This is a genomic window from Flavobacterium gelidicaeli (genome assembly GCF_013294005.1).
Classification (GTDB): Bacteria; Bacteroidota; Bacteroidia; order Flavobacteriales; family Flavobacteriaceae; genus Flavobacterium.
In genome coordinates, this window is the sequence record NZ_JABSNK010000004.1 from 117526 (window position 1) to 133474 (window position 15949).

The following is a 15949-nucleotide window of genomic DNA, read 5'->3' on the forward strand; positions in this document are numbered from 1 at the left end:
ATAGAAATACTCTATATGAACTTTTTTTGAAAAAGAAGAAAAATAATTTTGTAGAAAGTAATATTGATGTGATGTTGTCTAAATTTTTTTAGCAATGGTAAAGCGCATTATGATTTTAATGAAAATACAGTCGTAACTAAATAGGATTGCAATAAAAAACAAACTACATAATAACTAAAAATGAGTATACTATGACTATTGAAAAAACACCTATTGAAGATTTAGTAATTATAACAGCGAATGTTTTTAATGACGAAAGAGGTTATTTTTTTGAAGCTTACAATAAAGCAAAGTTTAATGACAATGGGATTATGTATGCATTTATCCAAGACAATCAATCCTTTTCTAAAAGAGGAGTAATAAGAGGGTTGCACTTACAAGCAAATCCGTATGCACAGGCTAAGTTGGTTCGCGTATTAGAAGGAGAAATTCTAGATGTAGCAGTAGATTTACGAAAGGATTCGGCTACTTATGGGCAGCATTTTTCTGTGGTTTTGAGTGCAGATAATAAAAAACAATTGATGGTTCCTCCTGGTTTTGCTCACGGTTTTTCAGTTTTGAGTGCTACGGCTTCAGTAATGTACAAAGTAGATCAGGTATATGATAAAGAAAGTGAAAAAGGAATTCGCTATGATGATGCAACGTTAAATATTGATTGGCAATTACGTCCTGAGGAGATTATTGTATCAGAGAAGGATTTAATATTGCCAGGTTTTAAAGATGTTGATTGGGGATTTTAATAATAAAAATGTAATGTACTGCGTTTTGATATTTTAGGGTTTCAATTTTTAAATTGGATTTAATTTTCATTGGCATTAGCTTAAAAATACAAATGGTAAAAATTTTAGTTACGGGGGCAAATGGGCAACTAGGTTCAGAATTACGAGTATTGTCTGGTGGCTATGCTGAATATGAGTGGTTTTTTGCGGATAGAAGTACAGTTACTTTAGATGATTTGTCTCTATTAGAAAAGCAATTAGCTTTAATTAATCCAGATGTAATACTAAATTGTGGAGCTTATACTGCTGTTGATAAAGCAGAGTCTGAAACAGTTTTAGCCAATACAATCAACAATTTAGCGGTAGGGGTTTTGGCAAGATGGTCTGCAGCAAACAATGTGAAACTAATTCATATCTCTACAGATTATGTTTTTGATGGAAACTCAGCTACAGCTTTAGATGAAAATGCAGTAACTAACCCAATTAATGTATATGGTAAGACAAAGTTATCAGGAGAGCAAAGCTGCTTAGAAAATAATCCCGAAGCTATAATTATTAGAACCTCTTGGGTGTATTCTAGCTTCGGCAATAATTTTGTAAAAACGATGTCTCGATTGATGCAAGAAAGGGAACGTTTGAATGTTGTTGAGGACCAAATAGGTTCTCCTACTTATGCAGGGGATTTGGCTAAGGCAATCGTCGTAATTATCAAGCATGAAAACTGGAAGTCAGGAGTGTATAATTTTTCTAATGAAGGAGAAATAAGTTGGTTTGAATTTGCTCTAGCTATTCAAGAAATAGGCGGATTTGATTGTGAAGTAAGTGGTATTCCATCATCGGCTTATCCTACACCAGCGAAACGACCTGCATATTCATTATTGGATAAAAGTAAAATTGCAGCTATATTTGATGTCGAAGTACCTCATTATAAGGAGAGTTTGAGGAAATGTATGGAGTTGATGAGAGAATAGAATAAAGAGAATAGGAATAATTGGGAATGATGTTTTTGACTTCTCAAAATTTTAAGCTACAATTAGGAACCTAGTAAAAAAACATTTTTATAGCTCTTAGCGGTATAGATTCTTAACAATATAATTTTTTGCATTTAGTTCCTTTTTGGATTGTAATGTAGAAATAAAATTAAAACAATGAAAAAAATAGTAATTACTGGTGGCGCTGGATTTATTGGTTCGCATGTAGTAAGGCGTTTTGTGAATAATTATCCTGATTACCAAATATTTAATTTAGATGCCTTGACGTATGCAGGTAATTTAGAAAATATTACTGATATTGAGAATGCTAAAAACTACACCTTCATAAAAGGAGATATTGTAGATGGCGATTTTATTGACGCTTTGTTTAAGGAACATCAGTTTGATGGAGTTTTACACCTAGCTGCCGAATCGCATGTTGATCGTTCTATCACTGATCCGTTGTCATTTGTAAAAACAAACGTAATTGGTACAATGAACTTATTAAACGCCGCTAAGACAATTTGGAAAGATAATATGGAAGGAAAGCGTTTCTATCATATTAGCACTGATGAGGTTTATGGAAGTTTAGGTGCTGAGGGTTTGTTTACTGAAACAACAGCTTATGATCCTAATTCGCCCTATTCAGCTTCAAAAGCAAGTTCGGATCATTTTGTAAGAGCTTATGGAGAAACTTATGGTTTGCCTTATGTGCTAACAAACTGTTCTAATAATTACGGGCCTTTTCATTTTCCTGAAAAATTAATTCCGTTGTTTATTAATAATATAATTCAAAATAAGCCGTTGCCCGTTTATGGTGATGGAAAATATACCCGAGATTGGTTATTTGTTGAGGATCATGCTGTGGCAATTGATTTGGTTTTTCATGAAGGTGTAAATCACGATACGTATAATATTGGTGGTTTTAACGAATGGCAAAATATTGATTTAGTAAAACTACTTTGCAAAATCATGGATGAAAAATTGGGTCGTGAGGCAGGAACTTCAGAGCAATTGATTTCGTATGTAAAGGACCGTCCAGGACATGATTTACGTTATGCTATTGATGCAAACAAGATCAATAAAGAACTTGGTTGGAAACCGTCGGTTACATTTGAAGAAGGATTAGAGAAAACAGTGAATTGGTACTTAGATAATCAAACTTGGTTGAACAATATTACCTCTGGTGAATATGCGACTTATTATGAGAAACAATACGCGAAATAAAACAAATTTAGTTCGAATTAATCCGAATTTCAATAATGGATACAACCGACAAAATAATTTACAAAGAAGAAAGTTATGCCATTATTGGAGCGTGTATGAAAGTACATCGGATACTAGGAGTTGGGTTTTTGGAAGCGGTATATGAAGAGGCATTAGGAAGGGAATTTCATATTTTGAAAATCCCCTTTAAAAGGCAGTTAAAATTAAATTTATATTATGATGGTCAGAAATTAAAGAAGCAGTATAGAGCTGACTTTGTTTGCTATGATAGAATTATTGTAGAGATTAAAGCAGTAGCACAAATGCCAATTATATTTCACTCGCAGTTGAAAAATTATCTAAAATGCACAAAATTGGAATTAGGTATTTTAGTTAACTTTGGAACAGCTTCATTAACTTATAAAAGAGTAATTAATTAGAGAAATTCGAAGTAATTCGTCAAATTAGCACTACTATGAAAGGAATTATACTAGCAGGAGGTTCAGGTACTCGTTTACATCCATTAACACTTGCGATGAGTAAGCAAATGATGCCGGTTTATGATAAACCAATGATTTATTACCCACTGTCTACATTGATGACAGCAGGGATTAATGAAATTTTAATTATTTCAACACCACATGATTTGCCTAATTTTAAAAAACTGTTAGGTGATGGTACCGCTATAGGTTGTAAATTCAGTTATGCTGAACAAGCAATTCCAAATGGTTTGGCTCAAGCTTTTGTTATTGGGGAAGAATTCATTGGTAAGGACAGTGTTGCTTTAGTTTTAGGAGATAATATTTTTTTTGGATCTAATATGGATGAGTTGTTGCAATCCAATAAAAATCCGGAAGGTGGCGTTGTATTTGCTTACCATGTTTCTGATCCAGAACGCTATGGTGTAGTAGCATTTGATGAAAATCTAAAAGCACTTTCGATTGAAGAAAAGCCTTTAGTACCAAAATCTAATTACGCAGTGCCAGGTTTGTATTTTTACGATAATTCAGTTGTGGAAATTGCCAAGAATATCCAACCAAGTGCACGTGGAGAGTATGAAATTACTGATGTTAACAAAGTTTATTTAGAAAAAGGCGCATTACAAGTGGGTATTTTAAGTAGAGGAACGGCTTGGTTAGATACAGGTACGTTTAATAGTTTAATGCAAGCGGGTCAGTTTGTTCAAGTGATTGAAGAGCGCCAAGGATTAAAAATAGGCTGTATTGAAGAAATTGCTTGGAGACAAGGCTTTATATCAGAGCAGCAGTTGAAAGACTTGGCTGAGCCTTTAAAAAAATCAGGTTATGGCGAATATCTTTTGGGTTTGTTAAAACAGAAGGAGTAGCTTAAATCAAGAAACGTGACTTAAAACTATTCAAGTGCTTATAATTAAGTAACCGTATGTTGCAATATTTTTTTTAGAATATAATTAAGTCGCTCAAGTAATTGTTTTGTAGTTACTTAAGTAATTGTAAGGTTGTTTGTACTTATATAAGGAATTGCAAATAAAAGCAGTAAAAAAAAACTATTTCACTACATTTAGTAGTAAATTAACATTGTCTAAAAATATTTATTTTGAGTAAGCATATAGATCCCGATACAGAATCATCCGTTAGAAATCTTTTTTCTAAGGAGAATTTGAGATTTAATATCCATAATTTAAGTTATTTGCCTAGGTGGATTATAATTATGATGGATTTTGCAGTGCTATTGATGGCATTTTTCTTTACCTATCTACTGTTTAGAGGGACAGGGTTAAATTATATTGTAACAGAACATACAGTGCTTTTTATTAGTTTTCTGTTTGGAGTCAATATATTCTTTTTTTGGATGTTTAGAACGTATTCAGGAATAATAAGACACTCCTCTTATATTGATGCGGTTAAATTGCTTTTTTCACAAATTGCGGTTTTAATGGTGCTGTTAGTGTTGAACTTTGCCTTTGAGCTTTACTATGGCTACAAAGCTTTCTTAAATACAGCGCTTTTTATTAACATGGTACTTTCATTTTGTGGATTATTTTTATACCGTGTTATTGTAAAACAAACATTCGAGCATTATTTTTCAGAGAAGAAAGATGTGAAACTGGCGAGAACAATAATTTACGGAACTGATGCTAATGCAATTTCAGTTGCCAAAGCCTTGAAGTTAGAATCGCCTCCCCGTTTTAAAATAGTAGCATTTGTAGATAGAAATAATCAAAATTCATCTAAACGAATGTTGGATTTACCAATATTGATTTTAAAGAAAAAGCTACCTACTTTAATGCGTTCCATTGGTGCTGAAGGAGTGATTATTGCTGATAAAAGTTTGACAAAGGAAGAACGATTAATTATTGTAGACCAATGTCTAGAGTTTAATTATAAGGTATACATAGTGCCATTAATCACAGACTGGGAGAATCAAAAAGAAATATCTCAAAAAGTAAAAACAATTCAAATTGAAGATCTTTTAGAAAGAAAGCCAATTGTTTTAGACAATAAATCAATTTCCAAGCAAATAAAAGACAACACCATTTTAATTACAGGTGCTGCAGGTTCAATAGGTAGTGAAATTGTACGACAAGTATTAATCTATAATCCTAAAAAGGTTATTATCTTAGATCAAGCTGAAACGCCACTGCATCACTTAAACTTAGAGATAGATACACAGCCTACCAATTCTAAAATCACAACTGTTGTAGGTGATATTAGAAACAAAGAGGCTATGGAAAAGGTTTTTAGTTTATACAAACCTCAGGTAGTTTTTCATGCTGCAGCTTATAAACACGTTCCTTTGATGGAGGAAAATCCTTCTCAAGCAATTTTAACAAACATAGGAGGGACAAAAAACCTTGCTGATTTAGCTTGCTTACATAAGGTTAAAAAGTTTGTAATGATATCCACAGATAAGGCGGTTAACCCAAGTAATGTAATGGGAGCTAGTAAACGTATCTCAGAGAAATATGTGCAATCGTTATCATTAAAAACAAAGCGCGTAGAAGGAGAAAAACCAACTAAATTTATAACTACCCGTTTTGGTAATGTTTTAGGTTCTAATGGTTCTGTAGTTCCTTTGTTTACAAAACAAATTGCGCAAGGTGGGCCTATTACTATCACACACCCAGATATTATAAGGTATTTCATGACTATTCCAGAGGCTTGTCAGTTGGTTTTAGAAGCTGGAGCCATGGGGAAAGGAGGTGAGATTTATATTTTTGATATGGGGAAACCAGTTAAAATTATTGATTTAGCTAAAAAGATGATTAAGTTAGCAGGATATTTACCTGATAAAGATATCAAAATTCAGATCGTAGGTTTAAGACCTGGTGAAAAATTGTATGAAGAGCTTCTGAACGATACTTCAAAAACAATTCCTACACACCATGAGAAAATAATGATTGCAGAAGAGATTCAAGATGAATTTGAAACCTTACATTCGGATATTGAGGAATTAATTAATAATGCGAACTATTTAGGCAACGATGAAATTGTAAGGAAAATGAAAAAGATTGTTCCGGAATTTAAAAGTATGAATTCAACTTTTGAATTATTAGATGTAAAATAAGTAGTATCATTAAAACACACAATAGTCAAGCCTAGTTTTACTCAGATAGAGTGTATTCGAGAACTGATAATGGATTGTTTTATAAATAGCATTGGTCTAATTTAATTAGTACCCAAAAAAAAGTTCACAAAGAAGTTATTCTCTGTGAACTTTTTTTTTTGGCAAAAGCCAAACACTACAAGACACTATTTTTGCAATAATAGAAAAGTAGTTTATTGGATTTAAGTGAAATAAACCTAACAGAAGGCTGTTTAAATCGCAATGAAACAGTATTTCAATAACAATTTTAGCATTGTTTGATATGACTTTCCGCTTTGAGTACTAAGAAATAGCATGCAAATTTTTGAAAATTTTAGTAGATCAGTTATGATTATTCCACGAGAATCGGTGCTATCTGTGGCTATTTATAAGTAGAAATTAAGTAGCGTATGAGCACATCGTTTAATCTGTTTTATGTCTATCGATCGTAGTTGGGATGCAATAATGGTTGGCGACGCTGCTCAAACTGACTAGCAGATTGTTTTATAAAAGTATTGAATTAATCGATTTTAAAAAATTGATTGTTCGCTATCGCTTCCTTTAGAGGTTGTATGTCTTTTAGTTTTAATTTTTGATCGAAAGCTTTAATGTGATTATCATGATGTACATCTGTACCTACATAAGTATACATTCCTTTTGCGAGAAGCTCCTCTGCAATTTTAGCAATTTGAGAGCCATAATACCCCACAACCGATAATAAATTAAGCTGAAATAAACAGCCCGCTCGCTTTAACTTAGTATATTCATTAAAGTTGTTATGGTAAAATAAATAGCGTTCAGGATGGGCTAGTATAGGAATGTAACCCGCTACTTGCAAATCGAATAGTATCGAATAAAGCTGAATAGGCGCATTAATGTATGACATTTCAACCAAGATGTAATTGTCCTTCAACGTCAGTAATTCTTGATTTTTAAATAGACGTACAAATTGATCGTCCATAAGGTATTCTGCGGCAGCGTTAAAAGGAACTGTTATGTCGTTTTTTGCAAGTTGCTGTATGGTTTCTGTTTTTTTAGATACAATACCTTCATGTGTATTTTCCCAAACATGCTGTATGATGTGTGGCGTTGTAATAAATTGCGTCACCCCAAAACCTTGAAGTGCTTTGGTAAGTCGGAGGGTATCCTCAAAAGTTTGTGCTCCATCATCAATTCCAGGTAATAAATGAGAATGAATATCGATATGACCCTGCGGAATGAGGTCCTTTAATGTGGGCTTATTTTTAGAAAAGAAAAACATTGTTATTATTTTATAATGATATAACAAAGGAACAAAATTTTAGGTGTTCGTCACTATAAATAGTTTGGATAAGTAAATAAAAAATTAATAGTAAATAAAAGTAATCCTTGAAGTAGTAATTAATTTGTTTAAGTGGGGCTAGTTATCGTTTCAATAATTAGTATCTATAATTTGATTGTCTCTAATAGGATTTTAAATTAAAGCTATTCTTCTTTTAATATTGATTTTTTTATTAGAAAAAAATGATTTTAACAACCGCAAAGCGCTGTTGCTTTTAAGGAGATTATGTCAGTAATTAGTTATTGCTAATCTAAAATAAAGCACATTATTTCAGGCAAAATGTTATATTTGTTGCCTATCAATACCACGATGGATAAAAATAGTTGTAAAACAAATATTTATCTTAGGAATAACCTTAGTTATACCACATGAATTACCAAAAAAGCACAGATAACGATTGGTTGTTTGAAATAACACCTAAAAATAAGTTCTTCTCCCTTAATCTTAAGGAAGTATGGCAATATAGAGATTTGTTGTTCCTTTTTGTAAAGAGAGATGTAGTTACGGTGTATAAGCAAACTGTTTTAGGTCCGCTATGGTATTTGATTCAGCCTTTATTTACGTCAATTACTTTTACTATAATCTTTAATAATCTTGCCGGTATTTCTACAGGAACGGTTCCTCCGTTTTTATTCAACCTTGCTGGAATCACGATTTGGAATTACTTCACTGCCTGTCTTACTGGGACCTCAAATACATTTGGTGCTAACGCTGGGATTTTTGGAAAAGTGTATTTCCCTAGAATCATCGTGCCTATTTCTATCGTAGTTTCTAATTTATTAAAATTCGGAATCCAATTCTTTATTTTCATTGCTTTCTATATCTATTATTACTTTCAAGGAGCAGCAATTAGTTTGAATGGGTGGTGTTTATTATTTCCAGTTTTGATTGTTTTAATGGGCGTATTGGGTTTGGGTTTGGGAATGATTATTTCGTCACTGGTTACTAAATATAGGGACTTTAGCTATCTCCTAGGTTTTGGAGTGCAGTTGTTAATGTATGTTTCGGCGGTGGTTTATCCTATGGCTTTAGTACAACAAAAAATGCCTGATTACGTTTGGTTAATAAAGTACAATCCGCTTGCTTATATAATAGAGACCACCCGTTATATGTTGTTAAATGTAGGTGAGATGACTGTGCTAGGTTTGGTTTATACCTTTGTGGTAACAATAGTATTGTTTTTAGTAGGTGTATTGTTTTTTAACAAAACAGAAAAAAGTTTTATCGATACGGTTTAGTTGGTGATTCTTTATTAATTAATCGTAATTTTAAAAGAACTTTTAGTTACTATTAAGATTTAAAATTAGAGTAGTTGTAGGTGTAAAATAATCACGTTAATTGCTGAGAAATCCAATTTATTGGGACTCAGGATGCGAAGCTGTGGAAAGAACTTAGATAGCCAACATAATTGTGAAGTTAAACCTGAGTTTTATAAAAATAAAAATAAATTGACTCCTAATGCTTTATTTAAGAGTGAAAATAATAAAATGAGTAAAGATATTATCCTAAAAGCCGAAAATATTTCTAAGCAATACCGCTTAGGACAAGTAGGTACAGGTACATTGAGTCACGACCTTAACCGCTGGTGGCATCAAGTGCGCGGTAAAGAAAATCCATATCTAAAAATAGGAGATACTAATGATCGCAGTACCAAAGGCGAAAGCGACTATGTATGGGCTTTACAAGATATTAATTTTGAAGTAGAGCGCGGAGAAGTATTAGGCATAATAGGGAAAAACGGCGCTGGAAAATCTACTTTACTAAAAATTTTATCACGTGTTACTGCACCTACAACAGGTAGTATCAAGTTTGGTGGGCGTGTTGCTTCTCTACTCGAAGTAGGAACGGGTTTTAACGGAGAAATGACCGGTAGAGAAAATATTTTTTTGAACGGTGCTATTCTGGGTATGACAAAAAAAGAAATTGCCTCAAAAATTGCTGAAATTATCGAATTTTCCGGTTGTGAGCGTTACATAGATACACCCGTTAAGAGATACAGCTCTGGAATGACCGTGCGATTGGCATTTGCTGTTGCGGCTTTCTTAGAACCTGAAATTTTAATTATCGATGAGGTGCTGGCTGTAGGAGATGCCGAGTTCCAGAAAAAAGCCATTGGTAAAATGCAAGATATTTCAAAGCAAGGCGGAAGAACGGTATTGTTTGTGAGTCATAATATGGACTCTATAATGAGACTTTGTAGCAAATCTATTTTGATGAAAAATGGACGTATTGTAGATTATGATATAACGGCAACAGTTATTGATAATTATTTGAAATATGAATATGGTACTACTTCAATAAAAAGTTGGGAAGGTCAAAATGCTGGAAATAGTCTAGTAAAAGTAATTGATGTTAAAGCACATAATAGACAATTTGATGTTAGAGATAATTTTAAAATCAAAGAAGCTGTTGGTATAACTGTTAAATATGAAGTGATACAAGAAGAAAATAAATTTCATGCAGCTTTTAATTTTTATGATCGAAATGGTATCAATATTTTCGATGCACATGAAAACAACACGAATAATTATTATGAAAGAAAAAAACTTGGTTTATATGAAACTACTGTTTGGATCCCAGAAAATTTACTTGCTGAAGGTATTATTTTAGTAGGAGTTGCAATTGTAACTCATGATCCATTTCAAGTCCATTTTCATGAAAGAGATTGCATTGCATTTAATATGATTGATGATCAAATTAATAGCCTAACAAGAGGCGAGTATGTAGGGAGTTTACCAGGAATTATTAGGCCGTTAATGAAATGGGAGTCAAATTATAAAATTTAAAGGATGTTTAAAAAAATAAAAGTACCAAAAGACGAACAGATTAAAATTACGGTTCAATCTATTTATTTAGGTCATCATCAAGTGACTTATAAAGGAATTAAAGCAATAAGATGCCCATTTGATTATGTAATTTATCAAATGATTATCAATGAAGTTAAACCGGACTTAGTAATCGAGATAGGAACCAACATTGGAGGCGGAGCACTTTATATAGCTGATTTATTGGATAGTAACGGGAAAGGTGTTTTGCATACAATAGATATCGTAGACATGATTGATCCAAAAGTTAAAGAGCATAATCGAATCAAATTTTTTACAAAAGGATGGGAAGATTATGATTTGACATTAACTAAAGGGTTTGAAAGAATACTGATTATAGAAGACGCATCACATTCTTATAAAGATTCTATTGGGATATTAAACAAGTTTCATGAAGTAGTTTCAGTAGATTCTTATTTCATTATTGAAGATGGAATTATTAACGAACTAGGATTGGAAAAAGAATATGATGGGGGACCATTGAAAGCACTGCGTGAATTTTTGCCTAATCATCCGGAATATACAGTTGATAGAAAATGGTGCGATATGTTCGGTAAAAATGCTACTTTCAATGTTAATGGATATTTAAAAAAAATGATTTAGAGAACTGTAGTAGGATTTCAAAACATTGTAAAAGTTTAATAAAGTTAATGAAAAAAAAATCTACCGGAGAAAGATTAGAATTTTATAATTTTTCAGATGTTACTGTCGAACATTTACATCGATATGCAATTGCAAATGATTTTATTAAAAATAAAGTAGTTTTAGATATTGCATCTGGTGAAGGTTACGGATCTTATATTTTATCAAAGAATGCATCAAAGGTGATTGGAGTTGATATAGATGCAGAGGCAGTTTTTGATGCCCAAAATAAGTATAACAATGCAAATTTGAGTTTTACGGTTGGATCAGCTGATAAAATACCTGTTGACTCAAATACTATAGACGTTGTTGTGAGTTTTGAAACAATAGAGCATCACGATAAGCATGAAGAAATGATACTTGAAATAAAAAGAGTTTTGAAGTCTGATGGTATTTTAATTATGTCTTCTCCAGACAAAGAATTTTATACCGATAAAACTGGGCAAAATAATATTTTTCATATTAAAGAATTATATTTTTCAGATTTTAAAAAGTTAATTAATAGTCATTTTCAACAAACATCATATTATTTTCAAAAATCATATAATTTTAATTCTGTTATTTCAGATGAAAATAATTATAATCAGATAGAAATTTTTTCTGGAGATAATCTAGGTATATCTAAAAATAAAATCGAGCCTTTATATAATATTGTTATTGCTTCGGAGAATAGATTTCATATGTTAAAAACTTCTGTTTTTGAAGGATCTAATATTAAAAATTTGGAAACTAAGCAGATTGTGAAAATGAATTCATTTGCGATACATAACAGTTTTACTTTTAAAGTAGGAAAAATAATATGTTATCCAATTTTCTATTTACTAAATAATAAGTTTAAAAAATGGTTAAAGCATCGATTCCTTTAGTTTCAATTTGTATTCCAACTTATAATGGAGAACAATTTATTGTTGAAGCTATGGATTCTGCAATTATACAAACTTATGCTAATTTGGAAATAGTGGTTTCGGATGATGCGTCAAATGATACAAGTTTAAAGTTAATTGAAGCGTTTAAAGGAAAAACAAAAATACCCATTCGGATTTTTCATCATGATCCTAATGGTATTGGTGAAAATTGGAACAACTGCGTTAAGAAATCAAAAGGGAAATACATTAAGTTTTTGTTTCAAGATGATGTTTTGAAAAGAACTTGTATTGAAGAAATGGTAACGTTTGCAGAAGCTAATAAAGTTGATTTAGTTTATTGTAAAAGAGATTTTATATTCGAAAAAAGAGATTTGTTCATTACTACATGGATTAGAAATTTTGAAAATTTACATGATAAGTGGAAAGCTATAAATGTTAATAATGGAGTTGTTAAAGGAAAGAATTGTTTAGAAGACGAATATTTCATGCACTCTCCTGAAAATAAATTTGGAGAACCAACCGCTGTATTATTAAATAAACGAATTTTTGAAAAAATAGGTTACTTTGACAAGGATTTAATTCAAGCTTTAGATATAGAATTTTGGTGGAGAGTTTTGTGTTATTTTGATACGGGTTTTATAGATAAATCTTTAATTTATTTTAGATTACATAATAAACAGGCTTCACAAATAAATCATTTTAAAGAAGTAAACGAAATGGATTTGTTACATAGGTTTTGTTATGATAAAATGTTTTGGAAAATTCACAATAAGTCAAAATGGTTTCTTTTAAAAAAGTATAATCCTTTGGTGAAATTTGTTTTCAATTCTACTTTAATTAAAAAAGTAATCTACTTGAAAAATAACTATAAAAACCCTCAAAAAATTTTAAAAAAAGTAATCTCTAAATTTCAGGATAAATAAATGCTAGCAATTATTATCCCATTTTATAAACTTACCTTCTTTGAAGAAACCTTACAATCGTTAGCTAACCAAACGGACAAAAGGTTTAAAGTCTACATTGGTGATGATGCAAGTCCAGAAAACCCATTAAGCCTGATACAAAAATACCAAGGTAAATTTGAACTTTTTTATCACAGATTTGAAGAAAATGTCGGAGGAACTTCATTAGTAAAACAATGGGATCGTTGCATTGCTCTGAGTCAAAAGGAGGAGTGGATAATGATTTTGGGGGACGATGATTATTTAGATGCTTATGTTGTTGCATCCTGGTATGAAAATTATAATCAATTTTATAAAAAAGCTGAAGTAATTCGTTTTGCTACTAAAATGATTATTCAAGAGAATAATGAAGTTTCTGAAAAATTCGAACATCCAGTTTGGGAGTCTGCAACTGATTCCTATTTAAGAAAATTCAATCACCATACCAGAAGTTCTTTATCAGAGTATATTTTTTCTAGAAAAACATATATTAAACATCATTTTTATGACTATCCTCTAGCTTGGAATAGTGATGATCAGGCTTGGCTTGATTTTTCTTGGAATAAACCAATTTACAGTATTAATGAAAGCATTGTTTTTGTACGTTTATCTCAATTAAATATTTCAGGTAAAACGGATAATTGTTTCCTTAAAAATAAGTCACAAGTTTTATTTTATAAAAAAATAATATATGATAAGCTTCTATATTATAAAAAAAAAGAACGAACGTCACTTTTAAGAAAATATGAAAACGAAATTCTTAAAACTAGGAAATTGACTTTGTCAGAATGGAAAAATTTATTTTATTATCACTTACGCTTTTTTAATTTTAAAGAGTTTGAAAAAATTACTAGGCGATTTTTAAAGACGATTTTTAAAAACTATGATTACTAAAAAAGTTTCAATAATAGTACCTTGTTACAATCAAGCTCAGTATTTATCCGAAGCGTTGCAATCGGTGTTAAAGCAAACCTATACTAATTGGGAATGTATTATAGTAAATGATGGTAGCCCAGATGATACAGCAACAATTGCAAATACATGGATAATAAAAGATTCTCGTTTTAAGTATTTAGAAAAAGAAAATGGGGGATTAAGTGCTGCAAGAAATTCAGGAATTGCGATAGCTGATGGTGAATTCATTTTGCCATTAGATGCTGATGATAGAATTAGTACTAAATATTTGGAACTAGCGGTACCAGAGTTTGAAAGAGATCCCAATTTAAAATTAGTTTATTGTAAGGCAGAGAAGTTTGGGGATGAATATGGAAATTGGGTTTTGCCTAATTTTAGTTTGTATAATTTAAGTCAAAATAATCTTATCTTTTGTTCAGCAATATTTAGAAAGCAAGAATGGGAAATAATTGGAGGTTATGACGAAAAAATGATATATGGTTGGGAAGATTGGGAGTTTTGGATTGCAATGCTCAAGAATGGTGGTGGAGTAAAAAAACTAGAAGAAGTAGGATTTTATTATAGAGTGAAGTCTAATTCAATGCTCGATAAAACGAAAGGATTAAAATCAGATTATTTATCAAATTATTTAAGTGTTAAACATGCTGATTTTTTTGTTGAACATTATGGGTCTTTTAAGAAGATGCAACAAGAATTAGAACAAAACCGAAATGAATATGAGTATAAATTAAAAAGCGAAAAATTTGCTATAGATGTTTTTTGTTCTGTTTTCTTTGGTTTTTCTATTTTTGGAAAATATAAAAAGTCTAAACTATAATTTCTTAGTATAAATCAAGCCAAATAATGTCCGGAAACAAAATTAAATTTCTAACCTATTATCTTCCTCAATATCATCCCATTCCTGAGAATGATTTGTGGTGGGGAAAAGGATTTACAGAATGGACAAACGTTACTAAAGCAAAACCTTTATTCAAAGGACATTACCAACCTATTTTACCAGGTGAATTGGGTTTCTATGATTTACGTGTCCCTGATACTCAGGAAAAGCAAGCACAACTTGCTGCACAGTTTGGTGTTGATGGTTTTGTTTATTATCAATATTGGTTTGGAGACGGAAAAATGCTACTAGAAAAGCCAGCTGAAGCAATGCTAAGCAATGAAAATATAAAGTTGCCATTTTGTTTCTGTTGGGCAAATGAAACCTGGAAAGGGATCTGGCATGGTTTAGATAATCCAGATGTTTTAATAGAGCAACTCTATGAGGGTGAAAAAGGGTACCGTGCTTATTTTGATTACTTACTCCCTTTTTTTAAAGATGAGCGTTATATTAAGGTTGCTAACAAACCCATGTTTCATATATATAGGATAGAAGATATTCCTGATTTAGATTTATTCCTTAAATTATTTAATACTTTAGCTATTAATGAGGGATTTGGAGGTGTTTATTTTATTTCTACAGTAGTTTCTTCAGTAGATGTCGTGCTTAATAACACTTCAATATATGGGCAAATTGGGATGGATGTTTTTCGTAAAATGCGTTATGAAAAAAAATCTTTGTTTAAACCACGCAGTTTTTTAGGTAAAGTTGGAAATAAATTAAAACAAAAATTAACTGCATCTTATAAAATAGGGGTTAGAAAAAAACCATTAATTTTTGATTATAAAAAAGGAGTTTCAAACTTTAATATAAATTTCCCCAATACAAAGTATATTTCCTGTGTTTTTCCTAATTGGGATAACTCTGCAAGGAGTGGAAAAAAATCTTTAATTTTTAAAAATGCAAATCCTACTACTTGGCAGGAACATTTACAAGTAGCCGTTAATCAACTTATAAAAAACAATAATAATCCTCAGTTTATCATGATTAAGTCGTGGAACGAATGGGCGGAAGGCAATTACCTAGAACCAGATGTGAAATATGGTTTAGAATGGCTTGAGGCTGTGAAAAAAGTAAAAGAAAAACTGAATTAAAATCTAAA

The 15949-nt window shown here is 31.3% G+C and carries 15 protein-coding genes; 14 read left to right on the plus strand and 1 reads right to left on the minus strand.

The genetic code is table 11. The features are described 5' to 3' along the window. The first annotated feature begins 191 nt into the window (after nt 1-191). The 6 genes from rfbC (at nt 192) to HNP99_RS07260 (ending at nt 6442) form a co-directional block, all read left to right on the plus strand. Nucleotides 192-740, plus strand: coding sequence for a dTDP-4-dehydrorhamnose 3,5-epimerase (rfbC, locus tag HNP99_RS07235; RefSeq protein WP_173852711.1), 549 nt, complete (start codon nt 192-194; stop codon nt 738-740). Between the two features lie 92 nt (nt 741-832). Next, nucleotides 833-1690, plus strand: a complete 858-nt coding sequence (gene rfbD / locus HNP99_RS07240; RefSeq protein WP_173852712.1) for a dTDP-4-dehydrorhamnose reductase — start codon at nt 833-835, stop codon at nt 1688-1690. Nucleotides 1691-1867: 177 nt separating this feature from the next. Further along, nucleotides 1868-2917, plus strand: a complete 1050-nt coding sequence (gene rfbB, locus HNP99_RS07245) for a dTDP-glucose 4,6-dehydratase (RefSeq protein ID WP_173852713.1) — start codon at nt 1868-1870, stop codon at nt 2915-2917. A 35-nt stretch (nt 2918-2952) separates the two neighbouring features. Continuing rightward, on the plus strand, nt 2953-3336 hold the full coding sequence (locus HNP99_RS07250; RefSeq protein WP_173852714.1) for a GxxExxY protein: 384 nt from the start codon (nt 2953-2955) through the stop codon (nt 3334-3336). 35 nt (nt 3337-3371) lie between these two features. Next, nucleotides 3372-4241 (plus strand): glucose-1-phosphate thymidylyltransferase RfbA, encoded by an 870-nt coding sequence (gene rfbA / locus HNP99_RS07255; RefSeq protein ID WP_173852715.1) that lies wholly within the window; start codon nt 3372-3374, stop codon nt 4239-4241. Between the two features lie 230 nt (nt 4242-4471). Then, nucleotides 4472-6442, plus strand: coding sequence for a polysaccharide biosynthesis protein (locus HNP99_RS07260; RefSeq protein WP_371810458.1), 1971 nt, complete (start codon nt 4472-4474; stop codon nt 6440-6442). Nucleotides 6443-6980: 538 nt separating this feature from the next. On the opposite strand, the gene HNP99_RS07265 is transcribed toward HNP99_RS07260, so the two are convergent. Further along, nucleotides 6981-7721, minus strand: coding sequence for a tyrosine-protein phosphatase (locus tag HNP99_RS07265; protein ID WP_173852716.1), 741 nt, complete (start codon nt 7719-7721; stop codon nt 6981-6983). Nucleotides 7722-8149: 428 nt separating this feature from the next. On the opposite strand from HNP99_RS07265, the gene HNP99_RS07270 reads away from it, so the two are divergent. The 8 genes from HNP99_RS07270 (at nt 8150) to HNP99_RS07305 (ending at nt 15941) form a co-directional block, all read left to right on the plus strand. After that, entirely contained in the window at nt 8150-9019 is an 870-nt protein-coding gene (locus HNP99_RS07270; RefSeq protein WP_173852717.1) for an ABC transporter permease, read from the plus strand. A gap of 249 nt (nt 9020-9268) precedes the next feature. After that, nucleotides 9269-10567, plus strand: coding sequence for an ABC transporter ATP-binding protein (locus HNP99_RS07275; protein ID WP_173852718.1), 1299 nt, complete (start codon nt 9269-9271; stop codon nt 10565-10567). A gap of 81 nt (nt 10568-10648) precedes the next feature. Next, a complete protein-coding gene (locus HNP99_RS07280) occupies nt 10649-11209 on the plus strand; it encodes a CmcI family methyltransferase (RefSeq protein ID WP_173852719.1) in 561 nt (186 codons plus the stop codon). A 47-nt stretch (nt 11210-11256) separates the two neighbouring features. Next, entirely contained in the window at nt 11257-12114 is an 858-nt protein-coding gene (locus HNP99_RS07285) for a class I SAM-dependent methyltransferase (RefSeq protein WP_173852720.1), read from the plus strand. Further along, complete coding sequence (locus HNP99_RS07290; RefSeq protein WP_173852721.1) at nt 12090-13037, plus strand: glycosyltransferase family 2 protein; 948 nt, start codon at nt 12090-12092, stop codon at nt 13035-13037. The genes HNP99_RS07285 and HNP99_RS07290 overlap by 25 nt, the downstream gene beginning before the upstream one ends. Beyond that, a complete protein-coding gene (locus HNP99_RS07295; protein ID WP_173852722.1) occupies nt 13038-13949 on the plus strand; it encodes a glycosyltransferase family A protein in 912 nt (303 codons plus the stop codon). It abuts the gene before it with no gap. Then, a complete protein-coding gene (locus HNP99_RS07300) occupies nt 13939-14787 on the plus strand; it encodes a glycosyltransferase family 2 protein (protein WP_173852723.1) in 849 nt (282 codons plus the stop codon). Before HNP99_RS07295 ends, HNP99_RS07300 begins: the two co-directional genes overlap by 11 nt. 26 nt (nt 14788-14813) lie before the next feature. Beyond that, nucleotides 14814-15941 (plus strand): glycosyltransferase WbsX family protein, encoded by a 1128-nt coding sequence (locus HNP99_RS07305; protein WP_173852724.1) that lies wholly within the window; start codon nt 14814-14816, stop codon nt 15939-15941. The last annotated feature ends 8 nt before the right edge of the window (nt 15942-15949 follow it).